Source organism: Paracoccus marcusii, assembly GCF_028621715.1.
In the GTDB taxonomy this organism is placed as follows: domain Bacteria; phylum Pseudomonadota; class Alphaproteobacteria; order Rhodobacterales; family Rhodobacteraceae; genus Paracoccus; species Paracoccus marcusii.
Window position 1 is genome coordinate 711,175 of the sequence record NZ_CP117466.1, and the last position, 19,498, is coordinate 730,672.

The window sequence follows — 19,498 nt, forward strand, 5'->3', positions numbered from 1 at the left end:
CAGTGGTACAATCTCTTTGGGTCAGCATTAGCCCGGATCGGCGCCGCGAAACAAGCGACTTGAGGCGCGGACCCCGTCAGTTCGCCCGACGCGGGGCCTGTCCGGACAGGGCGGTCGGGGCAGGTGTGGCCCAAGTGCATCACGGAAATGGGCAAAGAAAACAGCAGACGCGTGATTCCGTTGCATCACAATCGCGAAAGAGTGAAACAAATTGCATACCCAGGGCGGGACAGCTGGCTTGGGCAACAGAGAGACAAGAGGGAACACACCATGAAGAAGGCACTTATCGCCTCGACCGCGCTGGTCCTGACCGCGGGTATCGCCGCTGCAGACGTCACCATCTCGGGTTATGGCCGTACCGGCGTGCTGTACCAAGAAGACGGCGTGCGCGGTGCGATCGTTACGGATGACGGCGATGTCTACACCGCCAGCGAGGCGATCGTCCAGTCGCGCCTGCGCATGAACATCGACGCGACGACCTCGACCGACCAGGGCGTCGACTTCGGTGGCCGGATCCGCATCCAGTGGGACCAGGGCGATGACGAAACCACCGTCGCACCCGGCTATGTCTACGTGACCGCCAGCGGCCTGACCGTGGAAATCGGTAACTCGAACACCGCCTACGACTCGGCTGCCCTGCTGTACAACTCGGAAATCGGCGTCTACTCGCGTTCGTTCGGCAACTCGCGCGGCGACTTCTTCGCATTCAACACCGACGGCTACCCGTCTTATGACAACACGGTCGACCTGACCAACCAGCGTCGCAACGACTACATGGGCGTCATGGTCAAGTACGCCGTCGCCGGTGTGAACCTGCGCGCCTCGGTCGTCGATCCCGACCAGGTTTATGATGGCCTTGGTGGCGATGACGAAAAAGAATACAGCGTCTCGGCCGACTATGTCTGGAATGACTCGGTGACGCTGTCGGCAGCCTACGTGAAGAACGGCGCAGGCATCGACGACAACGACCAGTATCTGCTTGGCGCGGAATACGCGTTCAACGACAAGACCGACATCGGCCTGCTGTACATCGACAACGGTGAAGTGCTGGGCGACGACTCGGACCTGGGCAAGACCATCACGCTGTACGGCAGCTACGAGGTTGCTCCGCTGACCACCATCAACGGCTATGTCGCCAACAACAGCGCAGATTCCAACGAAACCGACAACGCGTTCGGTATCGGCGGCTCGTACGACCTGGGCGGCGCCATGCTGGCCGGTTCGGTTCAGCGCGGCTACAACGAGAACATCACCGCCGACATGGGCGTGCAGTTCAACTTCTGATCCCTCGCGGTCAGACGTCATATGGAAAGAGCGGGCCTTGCGCCCGCTCTTTTCTTTTTGTCAGGTGGGATCATGGGACTGGACGACATCACCCGCCGCATCCGCGCGGCCGAATCCGCCGCAGGGCGCGCACCGGGCAGCGTCACGCTGATCGCGGTCAGCAAACTGCAACCTTCCGAACGGGTCGAGGGCGTTCTGGCCGCGGGCCACACCGTCTTCGGAGAGAACTACGTCCAGGAGGCGCAGGCCAAGTGGCCTGCCTGGACCGCGGCGCATCCGGGCGTGTCGGTCCACATGATCGGGCCGCTGCAATCGAACAAGGCGCGGGCCGCCGTGCAGCTGTTCGACGCGATCCACACGCTGGACCGCGTGACGCTGGCCCGCAAGCTGGCCGCGCAGATGGCCGAACAGGGCCGTCGCCCGCAGCTGTTCGTGCAGGTCAACACCGGGGATGAGCCGCAAAAGGCCGGCATCCTGGCGGATGAGCTGCCCGGCTTCCTGGCGTTGTGCGCCGAGCTGTCGCTGTCGCCTGAGGGCCTGATGTGCATCCCGCCCGACGGCGAGGATCCGGCACCGCATTTCACCCTGCTGCGCGACCTGGCGCGCGACCACGGCCTGCCCGGCCTGTCGATGGGCATGAGCGCCGATTTCGAGACCGCCATCGCCCATGGCGCGACCCATGTCCGCGTGGGGTCGGCGATCTTCGGGGCGCGGAACGCTCAGGGCACGTAAAGCGGCGTGCCCGGGGGCGCGTGACGCGCGATCCACATCAGGTCCCGGCGGGCAAAGGCGATGCAGCCTTCGGTCCCGAAACCGGGGCGGCGCCACTGGTGCAAGAAGATCGCGGATCCCCGCCCCGGAACCGCATCCGCATTCCAGTCCGTCGTCAGGATCACATCGTACAGCGGGTCGGCGCGGCGCAGCCGTTCGTGGCTGGCCGCAACCGGCGCGCGGGCGTGCTGGTTATAGGCCGCATGGCCCGGATCGTCACACCATAGATCGCCCGGCCCGATCACCCGCGCCCAAGGCGCGGGGCGGGCCAAGCGGTCCGGGCGGTACCACAGCCCGGTGATGCGATGGCGGCCCGAAGGGGTGGCGTGATCGCCCTCGCGCTTGGCGGGGGTGATCCCGGCGCGGCCGATGCTGCAGGGAATGACGCGGCCCAGAAAACGCAGCCCCTGCGGGGTCAGCACCATGCCGGTCACAGCAGATGCCCCGACTTTTCGGCCTTCACATCCAGATAGCCGGTGTTGTGACGGTTGCGCGGCACGACCAGCGGAACCCGTTCGGGGACCGCGATGCCGTGGGCCTGCATCATCGCCACCTTGCGCGGGTTGTTGGTCATCAGGTGCACGGCGCCGAAACCCAACCGTCGCAGCAGCGCCGCGCCGATGCGGAAGTCGCGCTCGTCATCCTCGAATCCCAGGCGGTGGTTCGCCTCGACCGTGTCAAAGCCCTGGTTCTGCAGGTCATAGGCGCGCATCTTGTTGGCCAGCCCGATGCCCCGCCCCTCCTGGTTCAGGTACAGCAGCACCCCCGCCCCCGCCTGCCCCATCGCGGCCAGCGCGGCGTTCAGCTGCGGCCCGCAATCGCATTTCAGGCTGCCCAGCACGTCGCCCGTGAAACAGGCCGAATGCAGCCGCGCCAGGACGGGCGCATCGCGGGGCGGGTCGCCGATCTCGATCGCGTAATGCTCCTCTCCACCGTCATCGGGACGGAAGATGTGCAGCCGCGACCGCTCCGCCGACAACAGTGGCAGGCGCGCTGCCGCGACCGGGGCCATCGCGGCCTCGGCTGCAAGCTGCGCAAGAACCGGACCCGGAGGCAGGCGCGTCAGGCCCGGCGGCGCGGGGGCCGCGACCATCAGCATGGCAGGCAGCAGCTGCGCCGATTTCGCCAGCGCCAGCGCCGCGCGATGGGGTCCCGCATCGCCGTCGCGCAGGGTGGTCAGTGGTCCCTTCATCGGGGTCATCAGGTCGCCTGCGGGATCGGCCAACGCCCGCAGCCACGCCAGATCGGCCCCCACGGGCAGCGCAACCCGCGCCAGATCGCCGTCATAGGCGCGCGCCTTGAGCGTTTCGGCCCGCCGTCCGGTCAGGGCCAGGACGGCGGGGCCAAGCGCGCGCAGATCGGCCAGACGCGCGGGCGACAGCGTCTCGACCGCGGCCGCAAGATGGTCGCCAAACGCCACCGGCAGGCCCATGCGCAGGTCGGCGCGCGCGCGGGCGATGGTCTCGGGCAGGGTCGGGATCAGGCTCATGGGGCCACGCATTCTTGAAACAGTCTGAAACATAACGCACCAATCCGACAACTCCATGTGAGGATTCGCACATGGTGCTGGACGGTCCGGGCTGCGACGCCCAACTCATTGCGCAATGACGCAAAGGAGGCAACCATGGCCGGACTGAAGAAGATCCTGCTTGTCGATGACGAGGAAGACCTGCGCGAGGCCTTGGCCGAACAGCTGGTCGCGACCGACGATTTCGACGTGACCGAGGCCGGCAGCGGCGCCGAGGCGGTCGAAGCCACCAAGAACGCGATCTTTGACCTGGTGGTCCTGGATGTCGGCCTGCCCGATACCGACGGGCGCGAGCTGTGCAAGAAGCTGCGCAAGCTGAACGTCAAATGCCCCATCGTGATGCTGACCGGGCATGACACCGATGCCGACACGATCCTGGGCCTGGATGCGGGCGCCAACGACTATGTCACCAAGCCCTTCAAGTTCCCGGTCCTGCTGGCCCGCCTGCGCGCCCAGCTGCGCACGCATGAACAGTCCGAGGACGCGATCTTCCAGCTTGGGCCGTACACGTTCAAGCCGTCGATGAAGATGCTGATCGACGCCAAGGACCGCAAGATCCGCCTGACCGAGAAGGAGACCAACATCCTCAAGTTCCTGTACCGCGCGCAGGACGGGGTGGTGGCCCGCGACGTGCTGCTGCACGAGGTCTGGGGATACAACGCGGGCGTGACCACGCACACGCTGGAGACGCACATCTATCGCCTGCGCCAGAAGATCGAGCCGGATCCGTCGAACGCGCGCCTTCTGGTCACGGAATCGGGCGGCTATCGCCTGGTCGCCTGAGGCATCGGCGGGTTCCTGCGCAGACAACTTTGCCGGGAACCCAAGCCCTGATGTGACGTTCTGTCCCCGAAGCCCAGTGGTCGGCGGATGCGGCCACACCCCTCCCTCTCTGTTCTGCCCCGGCGTTCCCTGCGCCGGGGCTTCTTTTTTGGACGGCCGTCCGGTCAGCGCCCGTGCGGCGCGGTCCAGTCCGCGTCCGGACCGATGGGCACGATGCGGTGCGGATTGATCATGTCGTGGCTGTAGTAGTAGTGCCGCATGAAATGATCCGGATGGATCGTCCGGGCGACGCCCGGCCACTGGTACAGCTCGCGTGCCCAGCCCCACAGGTTCGGATAGTCGACGATGCGGCGGCGGTTGCACTTGAAATGCGTGTGATAGACGGCATCGAACCGGACGATGGTGGTGAACAGCCGCCAGTCGGCCTCGGTGATGCGGTCGCCGGTCAGATAGCGGTGTTCGGCCAGCAGCCCCTCGATCCCGTCCAGGCTGTCGAACAGCGGATGGACCGCCTTGTCATAGGCCTCTTGGGTGGTGGCGAAGCCCGCCTTGTAGACGCCATTGTTGACGGTGTCATAGACGCGGTCGTTGATCGCCTTGATGCGGGCGCGCAGGGGTTGGGGCCAGTAATCGTCCGTGTTGCCGGTCACGCCGTCAAAGGCGCTGTTGAACATGCGGATGATGTCGGCGCTTTCGTTCGACACGATCCGGCCGGTCTGGCGGTCCCACAGGACGGGGACGGTGACGCGTCCCGACATGTCGGGCGTGTCCTTCAGATAGACCTGGCGCAGATAGTCCAGGCCGAACTGCCGGTCGCCCGTGGCGCCGTCGAAATCGGTGCGGAATTCCCATCCCTCGCTCAGCATCTCGGGGTGGACGACCGAGATGTCGATGTGATCCTCCAGACCCTTCAGCGCGCGGAAGATCATCGTGCGATGCGCCCAGGGACAGGCATGGCTGACATAGAGGTGATAGCGTCCCGATTCGGCCGCGAACCCGCCCTGGCCCGTCGGCCCCGCCTGCCCGTCCGAGGTCACCCAATTGCGGAACTTGGCCGTGTCGCGCTTGAACTCTCCCCCGGTACTGTCGGTGTCATACCATTCGTCCTTCCAGACGCCGTCGACCAGCTGGCCCATGTGAACTCCTTTCGGTGATGTGACGGGGCAACGGGCGGGGGGCCGCCTTGTTCCCCGTCACCCGATGGCGCGGTCGCGGGTCTCGATGCGGATCAGCAGCAGGGCCGCCGCCGCCAGCAGCAGCAGCACGGCGAAACTGCCGATGGCCAAGCCAAAGCCGCGCGCAAAGACGACGGCCAGCAGGCTGGGCGCCAGGATGCCGCCCAGGCGGGCGACCGCGCTGGCCGTGCCCATGCCCGTGCCGCGCAGATGCGTTGGATAGAGTTCCGGCGTGAACGCATAGAGCGCGCCCCAGGTGCCCAGCAGCGCAAAGCTCATCACGATCAGGGCCGTTGCGACCAGGGCGGGGCTGCTGGCCAGGGCGAACAGGCCGCAGCCCAGGGCCGACAGGACCAGAAAGGCCGCCAGCGTGGGGCGACGGCCCACCGCCTCGACCCCCCAGGCCGCCAGCGCGTACCCGGGCACCTGCGCCAGTGCCAGGATTACCAGGAAGCCGTATCCGCGCACGAAGCCGAAGCCTTCGGTCGCCAGCTGTCCCGGCACCCAGACAAAGACCCCGTAATAGGACAGCGACACCAGGAACCACACCGCCAGCACGCCGATGGTCGCGCGCCGCAGCGGGGCCGCCATGATCGACGCGGCACCTCCCGACGGCACCGGTGCGGGACGCAGATGCGCGTTGGCGGGCAGCGGCATCGCGCCGTTCACGGCCAGCACGCGGTCGATGACGGCGCGCGCCTCGGCCTGGCGGCCCTTGCGGACCAGGTACATGGGCGATTCCGGGATCCAGAACCGCAGGAAGAACCCGATCAGCGCCGGCATCGCCGCGACCAGGAAGATCCAGCGCCACGGCGCGACGGCCCCCATGCTGGCGGCGGCCCAGGCCGTCAGGGCCACGACGATGGTGCCCACCGCCCAGAACCCCTCCAGCCAGACCAGCCAGCGGCCGCGGTTCCTGGGCGGCAGGAATTCGGCCATCATCGCATAGTCGACGGGCAGAGTGCCGCCCACCGCGACCCCGGTCAGGAACCGCAGGATCAGCAGCCAGGTGAAATCGCCGGCCATCACCGATGCCAGCCCGAACACCGCGTCCATCGCGACGGTGCCGATCAGCACCCATTTGCGCCCGATCCGGTCGGCCAGTCGGCCGAAGGCAAAGGCGCCGACGAACATGCCCAGGAAGAACACCGTCCCGATCTGCAGCGCGGTCACCCGCTCCAGGCCGAAGGTCGCGGCGACCGAGGGTGCGGCGAAACCCACCGCGATCACCTGCATCGCGTCCGCCGCCCAGACCAGGCCGAAGATGCCCAGCAGGCGCCACTGGAACCGGCCTGTGCCGCCGCGCGTCAGCGCCTCGTCGATGGTCAGTTTCATGGCCGTCCCCCTTGTCCCAACAGCCCCTTGCATAGCGCGCGGGGATCATATGGCAAGCCTGCGCCTCGACAGGCCGGGGTCGCGCCGCTAGGGTCCGCGCCCAAAGGAGCCTGCCCCATGTTCACCATCGCCACCTGGAACATCAACTCGGTCCGCCTGCGCGAGGGTCTGGTCGCCCGCCTGCTGCAGGAAGAGGCGCCCGACGTGCTGTGCCTGCAGGAATGCAAGTCGCCGGTGGAGAAGATCCCGCTGACCCGGTTCGCGGACCTGGGATACACGCATATCGTGGCGCGCGGGCAGAAGGGTTACAACGGCGTGGCGATCCTGTCGCGCCTGCCGCTGGAGGATGCGGGCGACCGCGATTACGCGCAGCTGGGCCATGCCCGGCACGTGGCCGCCCGGCTGGAGAACGGCGTGGTGATCCACAACATGTACGTCCCCGCGGGCGGCGACATCCCCGACCGTGACCAGAACCTGAAATTCGGGCAGAAGCTGGATTTCCTGTCGGAGATGCGCGACGTGTTCCACGCCGACCGCCCCACCCGGTCGATCCTGGTGGGCGACCTGAACATCGCGCCGCGCGAGGATGACGTCTGGTCACACAAGCAGCTGCTGAAGATCGTCAGCCACACGCCCGTGGAGGTCGAGCACCTGCTGGCCGCCCAGGACGCGGGCGGCTGGGTGGACGTCACCCGGCAGGACATCCCGCAGGGGCTGCTCTACAGCTGGTGGAGCTATCGGGCCAAGGACTGGGACGCGGCCGACAAGGGCCGGCGGCTGGACCATATCTGGGCCACCGCCGACATCGCGGGCGCTGCCCATGGCAGCCGCATCCTGCGCCCCCTGCGGGGCTGGGAGGGGCCCAGCGACCACGTCCCCGTCATGGCCAGCTTCGACCTCTAGGCGTTTTCGCCCAGGGCGTGATCGCCCAGGTCCAGGACGTCCTCGTTCTGGCGGTCCCACTCGCGGCGTTCGGCATCGGTCGCCTGGGGCGAGAACCAGCCGGTGACCGCATAGAGGATACCGATCAGCGGCGCCGTCCAGCAGGCGAAGGCCAGCGGGATGTACAGCAGGTTCGTCAGGTTGCCGTCCATCACGCCCAGCGACAGGGCGGTGATGACGAAGGCCCCGCCCGCGTTCCACGGGATCAGCGGGGACATCAGGGTGCCCCCCTCCTCGACCGCGCGGGACAGGTTCAGCGTGGAATAGCCCATGCCGCGGTACAGCGGCGCATACATCCGCCCCGGCAGCGCGATCGAGATATAGGGATCGCCCGCCACCACATTGGTGGCGAAGGCGGTCGCGATGGCGCTGCTTTGCACGGCGGTAAAGCTTTTGACGCGGCTGATGATGGCGTTGATGATCGCCTCCAGGCAGCCGGTCCGCTCCAGCGCGCCGCCGAATCCCAGCGCGATCAGCATCAGCGAGATGGTCCACATCATCGACTGGATGCCGCCCGCGTTCAGCAGGCTGTCGATGTCGGCCACGCCCGTCTCGATCGCGTAACCGGACTGGGCATAGGTGAAGACGTCGTGCAGCCCCGCGCCCTGCAGGAAGATCGCGATGATCCCGCCCAGCAGCACCCCCGCGAACAGCGACGGCAGCGGCGGGCGGCGCGTGACGGCCAGCACGATCACCACCAGCGCCGGGATCATCGGCACCCAGCCCAGCGTGAACTGCGCGGCCAGCGTGTCGGTGATCGCGTCGATGCGCGCCATGCTGGTCTCGGCCGGAGAGATCAGCCAGGTCCCCGCGATGAAATAGATGACCAGCGCGATCAGCATCGCGGGCACGGTCGTGGGCAGCATGTTGCGGATGTGATCGAAGATGTTCACCCCCGTCACCGCCGGCGCCAGGTTCGTCGTGTCCGACAGCGGAGAGATCTTGTCGCCGAAGAACGCCCCCGACACGACCGCCCCCGCCGTCCAGTAGGCCGGGATGCCGAAGCCCGCGCCGATGCCCATCAGCGCCACGCCCACGGTGCCCACGGTGCCCCAGCTGGTGCCCAGGGACAGCGACACGACCGCACACAGCACCATCGCCGCGACCAGGAAGATCTGCGGGTTCAGCAGCGTCAGCCCGTAATAGATCAGCGTCGGCACCGTCCCCGACGCGATCCAGACCCCGATGATCATGCCCACCACGATCAGCACCGACAGCGACGGCATGGACACGTGGATGACGTGGAACACCCCCTCGCGGATGTCCATCCACCCCTGCCCGCGCAGGACGCCCAGAAGGCCGGTGATGGCCAGCCCCAAGATCAACGGGATGTGCGGGGTGAAATCGCCGTAATAGAACAGCTGCAGCGCCAGAAGGCCCAGCGTCAGCACGATGGGCAGCAGGGCCAGCCACAAAGGCGGCAGGCCCGGCCGGGTCGGGGGGGTCTCTGTCATGGTCATGTCCCTCATGTCTTCACACGGCCGTGAGGCCTGCGTGATCGCAACGCGCAAACCGGCCCTTTCGTTCAGCCGCCAAGCGCCCCATATTGCGGGGAACACGCCAACCGAACCATGCGGGGCCAGGATGACCATGCTTTTCGAGGGGGCCCAAGCGCCCAAGACCGACGACTTCATCAAGGACGTGACCGAGGCCACCTTCATGGCCGAGGTGGTCGAGGCGTCGATGCAAGTGCCCGTCATCGTCGATTTCTGGGCGCCCTGGTGCGGCCCCTGCAAGACGCTGGGCCCCGCGCTGGAGGCCGAGGTCGCCCGACACAAGGGCCGCGTACGCATGGCCAAGATCAACGTGGACGAGAACCAGACGATCGCGGGCCAGTTGCGCGTGCAGTCGATCCCGACCGTCTATGCCTTCTTCCAGGGCCAGCCGGTCGATGCCTTCCAAGGCGCAGTGCCCGCAAGCCAGGTCAAGCAGTTCGTCGACAAGCTGGCCGCGATGTCGGGCGATGACGGTGGTCTGGCAGACGCCCTTGCCGCGGCCGAGCAGATGATCGAGGACAACGAGGCCGCCGATGCCATCGAGACCTTCACCGCCATCATCGGAGAGCTGCCCGACAGCCCCGAGGCCTGGGGCGGGCTGATCCGCGCCCATCTGGCCGCGGGCGACCATGCCGCCGCCGCCTCGACCCTGACGCAGGTGCCAAGCCCCCTGGCCCATGCCGGCCCGGTCGAGGCCGCGCGCGCCAAGCTGGCCCTGGCCCAGCAGGCCGCCAGCGCCGGTCCGCTGGATGATCTGGCCGCCCGCGTCGAGGCCGATCCGGCCGATCAGCAGGCACGGCTGGAATACGCGCAGGCACTGCATGCCGACGGCCAGCTGGAGGCCGCCATCGACATCCTTCTGGACAGCTTCCGCCGCGACCACGAGTGGAACGACGGCGCCGCCAAGGCGCAGCTGATCACGATCTTCGACAGCCTCAAGCCCACCGACCCCATCGGGCAGAAAGGCCGTCGCCGCCTGTCCTCGCTGATCTTCGCCTGACCGATGGCGCTGCGTTTCGACCTGCCCGACCGCATCCCGCTGTTCCCGCTGCCCGGGGCCGTGCTGATGCCGCGGGCCCGCATGCCGCTGCACCTGTTCGAGCCGCGTTATCTGCAGCTGCTGGAAGACACGCTGAAGACCGATCACCGCCTGATCGGGATGATCCAGCCCGAAGGCGATGGCCTGTCCGCCATCGGCTGCGCGGGCCGGGTCGTGGCGTTCTCGGAAACCGGCGACGGGCGGATGATGATCTCGCTTGGCGCGATCTCGCGGTTCCGCCTGCAGGAGGTCGAGGAGGGCTTTGCCCCCTACCTGCAGGGCCGCGTCGACTGGTCCTCGTTCGGGCGCGACCTGTCCGGGCCGGAGCAGGATCCGACGCTGGACCGCAAGGCACTGTTTTCGCTGCTGGACCGCTACATGCAGACGCAGGAGCTGTCGACGGACTGGGACGCCGCCGCCGAGGCGGAGGACGAGCTGTTGATTAATTCGCTGTCGATGATGCTGCCCTTCACCCCCGGCGACAAGCAGGCGCTGCTGGAATCGCCCACCCTGGCCGACCGTCGCGAGCTGCTGGTCGGCCTGATCGAATTCGCCCTGCACGGCGGAGAGAACGAGGAACGCCTGCAATGACCGATGCCCCCCTTTTCGACCGCCACATGCTGGAGGCGCTGGTCTGCCCGGTGACCCACGCCACGCTCAGCTATGATGCCCAGGCGCAGGAGCTGGTGTCCCGCACGGCGGGGCTGGCCTTTCCGATCCGTTCGGGCATCCCGATCATGCTGATCGACGAGGCCCGCCAGATCCGCGCCGATGACTGACCCGCGCGCAGGGGCGTGACCGACATGGACCGCCCCGTGGCGATCCCGCGGGTGGCGGCCGCGCGCCGGCCCGAACCCGCCGCCCTGCCCCTGTGGCTGCGGGCGGTCATCATCGCCTGCTGCATGATCGAGGCGTTCTGCTTTGCCGCGCCCATGCTGGGCCTGGGCAGCGCGCGGACGGCCTCGGTGATGCTGGGCGGCTTCTGGGCGCCGCTGGTGGGCGACGGGGTCGGGCTCTATCCCGGTCAGGGGGTCGCGATGTTCCTGACCTACGGCCTGCTGCATTCCGGACCGCTGCATCTGGCGATGAACATGATCTCCCTGGCCGCCGTCGGCAGAGAACTGGTGCGCATGATCGGATCGGCCCGCATGGCGCTGACCTATCTGCTCAGCCAGATCGCCGCCGGCATGGCCTTCGCCTGGATGGAGCCCGATGCCGGGCCGATGGTCGGCGCCTCGGGCGCGGTCTTCGGGCTGGCGGGGGCGCTGGTCGGCTATGCGGCGATCACCTTGCGCCGCCGTCACCGCCCGATGAGCCCGCTGGTGCGCGCCGTGGCGCTGATCCTGGGGCTGAACGTGGCGCTGACGCTGCTGATGCCGTCGATCGCCTGGCAGGCGCATCTGGGCGGGGGCGTGGCGGGCTTGGTGCTGGGGCTGATCTTTGCCCTGATCCCGCGCCGCTGACCCCCTGCCGACGCCGGTGCGACCCTCAGCCGTCCTGGGGGGTCCGGGGGGCCTGCCCCCCGGCGTCGCGGGACGCAATCTGCGCGCTTTCGTCATCCGCCACCGCTGCGGTGGTGCTGTCCGTCGCAGGCTGTTCCACCGGGTCAGCGTCACCCTGATCGCCGCTGACCGACGCATCTTCGATGGCCGCTTCCGGCTCGGCGGCGGCATCGTCGCGGTCGATGTCTTCGGGGTCAAAGGCGTCCTCGATCCCCTCGGCGGCCATCAGGCGCCGCAGCGCCGCGCGGAACTCGTCCGCGGGCTGCCAGACCAGCGATGCCGAATCCTGCCCCTCGACCTGCGCCAGGTGCTCGGCCACCAGGCGGTGCCCGATGCCATAGCCGGTCCATTTGCGCATCCGCCCACGCCCCAGGAACCACTCGCCTTGATCATAGTCGCGGCGCGCCCACAGCCCCGCGGCCTGCTTCAGCGTGCCCAGCCCCGGCCGCGTCTGATCCCAAGGGTCGGGCGGCCCGCCCAGAACCTGCTGGACGAAATGTCCCGCCAGCCCCTCGCTGACCAGCGCCTCGCCCAGGGACCGACCGTATCCCGGCCCATCCCACCGCGTCAGGCGATGCAGTGCGTGGACCAGGGTGCGGCGAAAATGCTCGGGCTCGACCCGGTCGGGGTCCAGCGTGATCTCGATGATGCCGGGGGCCGGGGCGTGGCCCGCGATGCCCCATTCGGGGATCACTCCGTCGCCCGCCCGCACCACAAGGTCGAACCGGGGCAGGTCCAGATGCGCCTCGGCCATCGCCACCATCTCGCGCGCATGGGCGCGGATCTCGGCCATGACGGGCGTCAGGGCGCTGCGGGCATTCAGCATGTGCAACTGCCAGATCGTCATGGCCACATCCCGTTCTGGCCGGTCCCTACCGCGGTCATCAGACCTCGGGGACCAGCACCTCGCGCTTGCCGACATGGTTGGCGCTGCTGACCACGCCCTGCTCCTCCATCTGCTCGACCAGGCGCGCGGCCTTGTTGTAGCCGATGGCCAGCTTGCGCTGGATATAGCTGGTGGAACATTTGCGGTCCTTGGCGACGATCATCACGGCCTGATCATACAGTGCATCGTCCGATCCGTCGCCGCCCAGGCCCAGCACCGCGTCGATGTCGTCGGCCTTGTCGTCCTCGGGGCCCTCGACCACGCCCGACTTGTAGCTGGGCGGCCCAAAGGATTTCAGGTGGGTCACGATCTCCTCGACCTCCTCGTCGCTGACGAAGGGACCGTGGATACGGGTGACGCGCGCGCCGTTGCCCATATAGAGCATGTCGCCCTGGCCCAGCAGCTGCTCTGCCCCCTGCTCGCCCAGGATGGTGCGGCTGTCGATCTTCGAAGTGACCTGAAAGCTGACCCGCGTCGGGAAGTTCGCCTTGATCGTGCCGGTGATGACATCGACCGAGGGACGCTGCGTCGCCATGATCAGGTGGATGCCCGAGGCCCGCGCCATCTGCGCCAAGCGCTGGATGCAGGCCTCGATCTCCTTGCCGGCGACCATCATCAGGTCGGCCATCTCGTCGACGACCACGACGATATAGGGGAAGGTCTCGGGCTGGAACTCCTCGGTCTCCCAGATCGCGTCGCCGGTATCCTCGTCAAAGCCCGTCTGGACGGTCCGCTTGAACATCTCGCCCTTCTTCAGGGCCTCGGTGACGCGGCCGTTATAGCCCTCGATGTTGCGCACGCCCATCTTGGACATCTTGCGATAGCGGTCCTCCATCTCGCCCACGACCCATTTCAGCGCCACGACGGCCTTCTTGGGGTCGGTGACGACCGGGGACAGCAGGTGCGGGATGCCGTCATAGACGGACAGTTCCAGCATCTTGGGGTCGATCATGATCAGCCGGCATTCGTCCGGCGTCAGCTTGTACAGCAGGCTCAGGATCATGGTGTTGATCGCGACCGACTTGCCCGACCCGGTGGTGCCCGCGATCAGCAGGTGGGGCATCTTGGCCAGGTTCGCCACGACCGGATCGCCGCCGATATCCTTGCCCAAGGCCAAGGGCAGCGGCTGCGTGCCGTCGCCGAAGGCGCGCGAGGCGAAGATCTCGCGCAGCAGCACCTTTTCGCGCTTGGCGTTGGGCAGTTCGATCCCGATCACGGTGCGGCCGGGAACGGTGCTGACGCGCGCGGACAAGGCCGACATCGACCGGGCGATGTCGTCGGACAGCCCGATCACGCGGCTGGCCTTCAGGCCCGGCGCGGGTTCCAGCTCGTACAGCGTCACGACCGGGCCGGGGCGGACCTCGGTGATCTGGCCCTTGACGCCGTAATCGTCCAACACCGCCTCCAGCATGCGGGCGTTCTCCATCAGCGCCTCGTGGGACACGGGCACCACGTCGCTGTCCGATGGCGCCGACAGCAGCGCCAGGGGGGGCCGCTCATAGGCGGGGCTGCCGCTGTCGTCGAACCGCAGGGCAGGCTCGGCCTCGGCCCGCGCGCTGCGCGAGGGTTCGGCGCGCTTGGCGGGGGCGATGATCTGGCGCGGCGTCTCGGCGCCGAAGGGGCGCGGGTCGACCGGCTCCTCGGGGGCGGGGGTCGCGGGCGCACCCTCGCGGGCCAGCCGGGACGCGACCGCCTTCAGCACCGACGACTTGGCGGTGCTGGTGCGGATGGCGTCGCTGATGCGGCCCCGGACCTCGGCCTCGGACGGGGCGGCGCCCTCGTAATCCGAATCGCGCTCGATCAGCTCGGGCTCGGGCATCTCGGATTCCAGCTCGAATGCCGGCGGGGCGGAACGGCGGCGCGCGGCGGGCGCGGCCTTGCGCGGGGCGGCGTCCTCGGCGCGCGGCTGGCGCAGGCGCTGCGCCGCGCCGGCGGCGGCCGATCCCGCCAGAACCGTCCCGTGCAGCGCCGTCGCCAGCCCCTGCCGGAACCGCAGCCACAGAGCCGCGACTTCGGTCCGGTCGAAGCCCAGGACGAAGGCCGCCGCCGCGACCACGGCCACCGCGACCAGCAGCGCCGCCAGGCGGATACCCAGCTGTGCCTTCATCGGCAGCAGGTTCAGCATCGCGCCCATCACCATGTCGCCGAAATGGCCGCCCAGGCCGTAATTCTGCTGCCATTCGGGGCCGGGGATCAGCGTGCTGGCATAGATCGACACCAGGGCCACGGCGATCGGGGTGAAGATGCCGCGCATCAGGCGCTCCTCGCCCTTGTGCAGCATCATGCGCAGGCCCCAGACCCAGGCGGCGACGACCAGCATCCAGGCCCCCATGCCCGCGATCATGATCAGCGCCGAGGCGATCATCGCCCCGATCCCGCCCAGCATGTTCTGCGCCGGCGCGTCGGTGGCCGACCCGAAGCTGGGATCGTCGGGCGACCAGCTGCCCAGCATCATCGCGATCAGGATGCCCAGCACGATCAGTCCCGCGCCGATGGCCTCCTTGCCGCGTCGTTCCAGGGCGGCCTGGGTCGACTGGTCGAACAGCGGGTCGCGGTGTTTCGCCTGCCAGCTTGCCATGATCTCAGCCCCCCGTTTCGTCATATAGGACCGCCCGCAGGCGGGTCAGCGCGGCGCGCGTCTGGTCGGCATCGGCCACCAGCGCCACCCGGATGAAGCCCGCGCCGGGATTGATCCCGTCCACGTCGCGCGACAGATAGGCGCCGGGCAGCACCTGGATGCCCGCCTGCGCCCACAGCGTCCGCGCGGCCTGTTCGCCGTCGGCCACCGGCAGCCACAGAAAGAACCCGCCCTCCGGCGGCAGATAGCCGGGAATGTCGCCCAGGATTTCGTCTGCGATGCGGTATTTCTGTTGATACAGCGCCAGGCTGGCGGCCACGTGATCCTCGTCCGACCAGGCGGCGGTGCTGACGCGCTGCACCGGCAGCGGCAGCGGCGCGCCCGCATAGTTGCGCAGCCGCCGCATCTGGGCGATCTGGGCGCGGCCGCCCGCGGCGAAGCCAGACCGCAGGCCGGGCAGGTTCGACCGCTTGGACAGCGAATTGAACATCACCACCCGGTCGGGCAGGCCCATCGCGGTCGCGACCTGCAGGGCACCCGGCGGGGGCGCATCGCGCCAGATCTCGGAATAGCATTCGTCGGCCAGGATCAGGAAATCGTGCCTCTCGGCCAAGGTCACCAGCGTTTCCAGGTATTCGCGGTCGGCCACCGCCCCCTGCGGGTTGGCGGGCGAACACAGATAGGCCAGCGCCACCCGGTCCAGCAGCGCCGGGTCCAGCCCCGCGTAATCGGGCAGGTTGCCCGTGGCGGGCGTGGCCGGCACGAACAGCGCCTGCGCCTGCACCGCGGCGGCGGCGACCGCATAGACCTGATAGAACGGGTTCGGCACCAGCACGATCGGCTGCTGGCCGGCCTTGGTCTCGGGGCACAGGGCCAGGGCCGCGTTGAACAGCCCCTCGCGCGTGCCGTTCAGCACCATCAGCCGGTCAGGTGAAACGTCCAGGCCATAGCGGCGGTCCAGCCAGCCGCCGATCGCCGACAGCAGTTCGGGCGCGCCCTCGTTCGGGGGGTATTTCGCCAGTTCGGGCAGGCTGTCGGCCATCACCTGCGCCACGAAACCGGGCATCGGGTGGCGGGGCTCTCCGATGGTCAGGATCATGGGGGATTCGCCGGGGGCCAGCCCCGGCTCGATATCCGACAACAGCGCCCGCAAACGCGGGAACGCGTAGTCCGGCAGGTTCGAGAACCGCTCGGGGAATGCCATCTCTGCCTCGCTTTTCGGGGTCTGCGCCCCGTTCCTTGGCGGAAACATTAGCGTGATCCGGGCCTTGCGTCCAGCAAAGACCCGGTCACGCCAGCGCGCCCTCGGCCCCCGCCGCCACGCGCAGCAGATGCCGGTCCTGACCGGCATGGCCCAGCAGGCTGATCCCGCAGGCCGGGTGCCCGGTGGGCAGGGTGATCGCGGGCAGGCCCAGCAGGTTCGCGATCCGGGTGTTGCGCAGGGTCAGCAGGTTGGCGCGCACGAATTCCGACCCGTCGGTCATCAGCCGTTGGGTCGCGGGCGGCAGGATCGGCACCGTCGGCAGCAGCACGGCGTCGTATCCGCCGACGACCTCCTTGATCCACTTGCGGCGCACGCGGGCCAGGCTTTCCCATGCCGCGACATAGTCGGGCGCGCTGACCCCTGCCCCGCCACGGAACCGCTCCAGGATGGGCTGCCACATCAGTTCCGGCGCATCCTCGATCTGGGCGCGCCAGATGCCATAGGCCTCGGGGGCGAACAGCTGCGGCGACAGGGCCATGGCCTTGTCCAGCCAGTCGGTCGAGACGTGCGCGATCTGCGCACCGGCCCGACCCAGCCTATCCACCGCGTCCTGGAACGCCGTCACCGGCCCGGATTCGGCGTCGTCGAAGGGCAGCCCCTCCAGCACCATCAGGCGCAGGCCCTGCACGCTGGCGCCGTCCAGGTCGGGGGCCCGCTGGTCGGCCATGATCGCAAAGATCTGGGCACAGTCCTCGACGCTGCGGGCGATGGGGCCCGCGATGTCGAACCTGCGCGCCAAGGGCACCACGCCCTTTTCGGGCAGCGCGCCATGCGTGGGCTTGAACCCCACCAGCCCGTTCCACGCCGCGGGCACGCGGACGGACCCGCCCGTGTCGGTGCCAACCGCCGCCGCCGCCAGCCCCAGCGCCACCGACACCGCCGCCCCGGATGACGAGCCCCCCGGCGCCAGGTCCGGGTCCAGCGCATTGGGCGGCGTCGCCGTGCGCGGGTTCAGCCCCAGCCCGGAAAACGCCAGTTCGGTCATGTGGGTCTTGCCTAGGCAGACCATGCCGCGACGGGCCGCGCGCGCCAGGATGTTGGCGTCCTTGCGCGGCACGCGCCCCTCCAGCAGGCGCGATCCGGCCTCGGTCACGGTGCCGCCGCTGTCGATGTTGTCCTTCCAGCTGATGGCCACGCCGTCCAGCAGGCTGTGGCGGCGTTCCTGTTTGGCACGGTCATGGGCGGCCACGGCCTCGGACCGGGCGCGGGCGGCGGTCAGGCGGGCATAGATGCGCGCGCAGTCGGGGTGATCCTTCGCGGCGGCCAGATAGGCCTCGGTCTGGTCGATGGGGTCCAGGACCCCCGCCATGATGGCGCGGCCCTGCTGGGTGGCCGATGCCCGCAACCAGTCCATTCAGAAATCCACCGCGATTCCGCCCTTTTCCCAGTCGCCATAGCGGACCGGCTCCGGCCCGTCGCGCCCGCCGTATTCGACCGGCAGGATCTGCCCGGCCTGCTGTTTCCTGCGGGCCTCGGCCTCGGCCAGGGCGCGCTGTGCGGCGGCGGGCAGGGCGGGGGTGTCATCGCTCATGGAAAGATCCTCCGAATGGGCGTAAGGGGTCGCGGAACAGTGTTGAACATCACTTAGGCAAAGGAAAGCGTTTTGGCAAAGCCGGGCGGCGATATGGCGCGCAAGGGCGCATTGCGATTGATCCAGGGCGTGCGCGACGGGCGGTCCCTGTCGGACCAGTCCGGCAGCCTGCGCGCGCTGCCGGTGGCCGAACAGGCCCGGGCGGCCCGGCTGGCGGCCGAGACGCTGCGCCATCAGGGTCGCGCGGACGTGGTGATCGACGCCTTCGTGAACCGCAGGCCCGCCCCCCAGATCGCCGACGTGCTGCGCCTGGCCGTGGTCGAGATGCTGGAGCTGGGCGCCCCTGCCCACGGCGTCGTGGGTGCGGCGGTCGACCTGACCCGGACGCTGGGCGCGCGCGGCCAGGCGGCGGCGGGCATGGTCAACGCGGTCCTGCGCAAGGCGGGCGCGTATCAGGGCTGGGCCGACCTAGCCCCGCAACCCTTGCCCGAATGGCTGCGCGGCCCGCTGGTCGAGGCTTACGGCGACGCGGTGATGACCGCCATCGAGGCCGCCCATCAGCGCGGCGCGCCCCTGGACCTGACGATGAAGCCCAGCGCGGACCCGGTGCCGGGCGCCGATGCGCTGCCCACCGGGTCGTGGCGCCTGCAGGGTCCGGTGCAGGTGACCGCCCTGCCGGGGTTCGATGAGGGCCAGTGGTGGGTCCAGGATGCCGCCGCGGCCCTGCCCGCGCGCCTGCTGGCCCCGCAGCCCGGCGAACGCATTGCAGACCTGTGCGCGGCGCCCGGCGGCAAGACGCTGCAGCTGGCGGCGGCCGGTGCCCATGTCACCGCCGTGGACATCAGCGAACAGCGCCTGCGCCGCGTGACCGAGAACCTGGCCCGCTGCGGGCTGACCGCCGATCTGGTCACGGCCGACGTGCTGGACTGGCGCCCCGACGTGGCACCCGACGCGATCCTGCTGGACGCGCCCTGCAGCGCCACGGGCACCATCCGCCGCCATCCCGACCTGCCCTTCATCCGCGACGGCCACGGCATCGCCGAGCTGATCGAGCTGCAGGCGACCCTGCTGGATCACGCGCTGTCGGTGCTGCGGCCCGGTGGGCGGCTGGTCTATGCCACCTGCTCGCTGATCCCCGACGAGGGCGAGGTCCAGATCGACGAGGTGCTGGTCCGCCATCCCGGCGTGATCGTGGAACGCCCGGACCTGTCGCGGATCGACCTGCCCGGCATCGACCCCGCCTGGATCACCGAGGAGGGCGGCCTGCGCCTGCGCCCGGATTACTGGGCCGACCGGGGCGGGATGGACGGGTTCTACATGGCTTGCCTGCGCAAGCCCGGCTGAACGGAACCGTCGGGCCACCTTGCGCCTTCCTTCCGCGAAT

19 protein-coding genes are annotated in these 19,498 nt (G+C 68.9%); 9 read left to right on the plus strand and 10 right to left on the minus strand.

Annotated features, from left to right (window positions below; all coding sequences use genetic code 11):
- Positions 1-270: 270 nt before the first annotated feature.
- Together PRL19_RS03495 and PRL19_RS03500 are read left to right on the plus strand one after the other, a co-directional pair.
- On the plus strand, positions 271-1,284 hold the full coding sequence (locus PRL19_RS03495; RefSeq protein ID WP_273743888.1) for a porin: 1,014 nt from the start codon (positions 271-273) through the stop codon (positions 1,282-1,284).
- Between the two features lie 72 nt (positions 1,285-1,356).
- Positions 1,357-2,016, plus strand: a complete 660-nt coding sequence (locus PRL19_RS03500) for a YggS family pyridoxal phosphate-dependent enzyme (protein ID WP_148910559.1) — start codon at positions 1,357-1,359, stop codon at positions 2,014-2,016.
- Here PRL19_RS03500 and PRL19_RS03505 read toward each other — a convergent pair.
- Both PRL19_RS03505 and ribA read right to left on the minus strand, forming a co-directional pair.
- Positions 2,004-2,480 carry a L,D-transpeptidase family protein gene (locus PRL19_RS03505; protein ID WP_273744447.1) on the minus strand — a complete coding sequence of 159 codons (477 nt, stop codon included), beginning with the start codon at positions 2,478-2,480 and terminating at the stop codon, positions 2,004-2,006. The genes PRL19_RS03500 and PRL19_RS03505 overlap by 13 nt on opposite strands.
- A 5-nt stretch (positions 2,481-2,485) precedes the next feature.
- Positions 2,486-3,544 (minus strand): GTP cyclohydrolase II, encoded by a 1,059-nt coding sequence (gene ribA, locus PRL19_RS03510; protein ID WP_273743890.1) that lies wholly within the window; start codon positions 3,542-3,544, stop codon positions 2,486-2,488.
- Positions 3,545-3,679: 135 nt separating this feature from the next.
- Between ribA and PRL19_RS03515 the strand changes: the two genes are divergently transcribed.
- Entirely contained in the window at positions 3,680-4,366 is a 687-nt protein-coding gene (locus PRL19_RS03515) for a response regulator transcription factor (RefSeq protein ID WP_127897427.1), read from the plus strand.
- Between the two features lie 164 nt (positions 4,367-4,530).
- Here the strand turns inward: PRL19_RS03515 and PRL19_RS03520 are convergent, their stop codons facing one another.
- On the minus strand, positions 4,531-5,502 hold the full coding sequence (locus PRL19_RS03520; RefSeq protein ID WP_148910561.1) for a glutathione S-transferase family protein: 972 nt from the start codon (positions 5,500-5,502) through the stop codon (positions 4,531-4,533).
- Positions 5,503-5,559: 57 nt separating this feature from the next.
- On the minus strand, positions 5,560-6,876 hold the full coding sequence (locus tag PRL19_RS03525) for an MFS transporter (RefSeq protein ID WP_139599439.1): 1,317 nt from the start codon (positions 6,874-6,876) through the stop codon (positions 5,560-5,562).
- Between the two features lie 117 nt (positions 6,877-6,993).
- Between PRL19_RS03525 and PRL19_RS03530 the strand changes: the two genes are divergently transcribed.
- Complete coding sequence (locus tag PRL19_RS03530) at positions 6,994-7,779, plus strand: exodeoxyribonuclease III (protein WP_273743892.1); 786 nt, start codon at positions 6,994-6,996, stop codon at positions 7,777-7,779.
- Here PRL19_RS03530 and nhaC read toward each other — a convergent pair.
- Positions 7,776-9,272, minus strand: coding sequence for a Na+/H+ antiporter NhaC (gene nhaC / locus PRL19_RS03535; RefSeq protein ID WP_194885896.1), 1,497 nt, complete (start codon positions 9,270-9,272; stop codon positions 7,776-7,778). The genes PRL19_RS03530 and nhaC overlap by 4 nt on opposite strands.
- 136 nt (positions 9,273-9,408) lie before the next feature.
- Here nhaC and trxA point away from each other — a divergent pair, with 136 nt between their 5' ends.
- The 4 genes from trxA to PRL19_RS03555 are packed head-to-tail and all read left to right on the plus strand — an operon-like array spanning position 9,409 to position 11,816.
- Entirely contained in the window at positions 9,409-10,314 is a 906-nt protein-coding gene (gene trxA, locus PRL19_RS03540) for a thioredoxin (protein ID WP_420704419.1), read from the plus strand.
- A gap of 3 nt (positions 10,315-10,317) precedes the next feature.
- Entirely contained in the window at positions 10,318-10,944 is a 627-nt protein-coding gene (locus PRL19_RS03545; protein ID WP_045983713.1) for an LON peptidase substrate-binding domain-containing protein, read from the plus strand.
- Positions 10,941-11,132: a Trm112 family protein gene (locus tag PRL19_RS03550; protein ID WP_045983714.1), complete on the plus strand. Its 192-nt coding sequence runs from the start codon at positions 10,941-10,943 to the stop codon at positions 11,130-11,132. The genes PRL19_RS03545 and PRL19_RS03550 overlap by 4 nt, the downstream gene beginning before the upstream one ends.
- A 24-nt stretch (positions 11,133-11,156) precedes the next feature.
- Complete coding sequence (locus PRL19_RS03555; protein ID WP_273744448.1) at positions 11,157-11,816, plus strand: rhomboid family intramembrane serine protease; 660 nt, start codon at positions 11,157-11,159, stop codon at positions 11,814-11,816.
- A 25-nt stretch (positions 11,817-11,841) separates the two neighbouring features.
- On the opposite strand, the gene PRL19_RS03560 is transcribed toward PRL19_RS03555, so the two are convergent.
- The 5 genes from PRL19_RS03560 to PRL19_RS03580 form a co-directional block, all read right to left on the minus strand.
- On the minus strand, positions 11,842-12,702 hold the full coding sequence (locus PRL19_RS03560) for a DUF2268 domain-containing putative Zn-dependent protease (RefSeq protein ID WP_273743894.1): 861 nt from the start codon (positions 12,700-12,702) through the stop codon (positions 11,842-11,844).
- Positions 12,703-12,739: 37 nt separating this feature from the next.
- Positions 12,740-15,319 (minus strand): DNA translocase FtsK, encoded by a 2,580-nt coding sequence (locus PRL19_RS03565; protein ID WP_273743895.1) that lies wholly within the window; start codon positions 15,317-15,319, stop codon positions 12,740-12,742.
- 4 nt (positions 15,320-15,323) lie between these two features.
- On the minus strand, positions 15,324-16,523 hold the full coding sequence (locus tag PRL19_RS03570) for an aminotransferase class I/II-fold pyridoxal phosphate-dependent enzyme (RefSeq protein ID WP_273743897.1): 1,200 nt from the start codon (positions 16,521-16,523) through the stop codon (positions 15,324-15,326).
- An 85-nt stretch (positions 16,524-16,608) separates the two neighbouring features.
- Entirely contained in the window at positions 16,609-17,937 is a 1,329-nt protein-coding gene (locus PRL19_RS03575) for an amidase (protein WP_273743898.1), read from the minus strand.
- Complete coding sequence (locus tag PRL19_RS03580) at positions 17,938-18,114, minus strand: DUF1674 domain-containing protein (RefSeq protein WP_042251299.1); 177 nt, start codon at positions 18,112-18,114, stop codon at positions 17,938-17,940.
- A gap of 93 nt (positions 18,115-18,207) precedes the next feature.
- Between PRL19_RS03580 and PRL19_RS03585 the strand changes: the two genes are divergently transcribed.
- Complete coding sequence (locus PRL19_RS03585; protein ID WP_273744449.1) at positions 18,208-19,458, plus strand: RsmB/NOP family class I SAM-dependent RNA methyltransferase; 1,251 nt, start codon at positions 18,208-18,210, stop codon at positions 19,456-19,458.
- The last annotated feature ends 40 nt before the right edge of the window (positions 19,459-19,498 follow it).

Excerpts from the sequence above, each read along its gene's own strand:
- PRL19_RS03495 (WP_273743888.1), top strand. The coding sequence starts at position 271 with ATGAAGAAGGCACTTATCGCCTCGACCGCGCTGGTCCTGACCGCGGGT.
- PRL19_RS03500 (WP_148910559.1), top strand. The coding sequence starts at position 1,357 with ATGGGACTGGACGACATCACCCGCCGCATCCGCGCGGCCGAATCCGCC.
- PRL19_RS03505 (WP_273744447.1), bottom strand. The coding sequence starts at position 2,480 with ATGGTGCTGACCCCGCAGGGGCTGCGTTTTCTGGGCCGCGTCATTCCC.
- ribA (WP_273743890.1), bottom strand. The coding sequence starts at position 3,544 with ATGAGCCTGATCCCGACCCTGCCCGAGACCATCGCCCGCGCGCGCGCC.
- PRL19_RS03515 (WP_127897427.1), top strand. The coding sequence starts at position 3,680 with ATGGCCGGACTGAAGAAGATCCTGCTTGTCGATGACGAGGAAGACCTG.
- PRL19_RS03520 (WP_148910561.1), bottom strand. The coding sequence starts at position 5,502 with ATGGGCCAGCTGGTCGACGGCGTCTGGAAGGACGAATGGTATGACACC.
- PRL19_RS03525 (WP_139599439.1), bottom strand. The coding sequence starts at position 6,876 with ATGAAACTGACCATCGACGAGGCGCTGACGCGCGGCGGCACAGGCCGG.
- PRL19_RS03530 (WP_273743892.1), top strand. The coding sequence starts at position 6,994 with ATGTTCACCATCGCCACCTGGAACATCAACTCGGTCCGCCTGCGCGAG.
- nhaC (WP_194885896.1), bottom strand. The coding sequence starts at position 9,272 with ATGACAGAGACCCCCCCGACCCGGCCGGGCCTGCCGCCTTTGTGGCTG.
- trxA (WP_420704419.1), top strand. The coding sequence starts at position 9,409 with ATGCTTTTCGAGGGGGCCCAAGCGCCCAAGACCGACGACTTCATCAAG.
- PRL19_RS03545 (WP_045983713.1), top strand. The coding sequence starts at position 10,318 with ATGGCGCTGCGTTTCGACCTGCCCGACCGCATCCCGCTGTTCCCGCTG.
- PRL19_RS03550 (WP_045983714.1), top strand. The coding sequence starts at position 10,941 with ATGACCGATGCCCCCCTTTTCGACCGCCACATGCTGGAGGCGCTGGTC.
- PRL19_RS03555 (WP_273744448.1), top strand. The coding sequence starts at position 11,157 with ATGGACCGCCCCGTGGCGATCCCGCGGGTGGCGGCCGCGCGCCGGCCC.
- PRL19_RS03560 (WP_273743894.1), bottom strand. The coding sequence starts at position 12,702 with ATGACGATCTGGCAGTTGCACATGCTGAATGCCCGCAGCGCCCTGACG.
- PRL19_RS03565 (WP_273743895.1), bottom strand. The coding sequence starts at position 15,319 with ATGGCAAGCTGGCAGGCGAAACACCGCGACCCGCTGTTCGACCAGTCG.
- PRL19_RS03570 (WP_273743897.1), bottom strand. The coding sequence starts at position 16,523 with ATGGCATTCCCCGAGCGGTTCTCGAACCTGCCGGACTACGCGTTCCCG.
- PRL19_RS03575 (WP_273743898.1), bottom strand. The coding sequence starts at position 17,937 with ATGGACTGGTTGCGGGCATCGGCCACCCAGCAGGGCCGCGCCATCATG.
- PRL19_RS03580 (WP_042251299.1), bottom strand. The coding sequence starts at position 18,114 with ATGAGCGATGACACCCCCGCCCTGCCCGCCGCCGCACAGCGCGCCCTG.
- PRL19_RS03585 (WP_273744449.1), top strand. The coding sequence starts at position 18,208 with ATGGCGCGCAAGGGCGCATTGCGATTGATCCAGGGCGTGCGCGACGGG.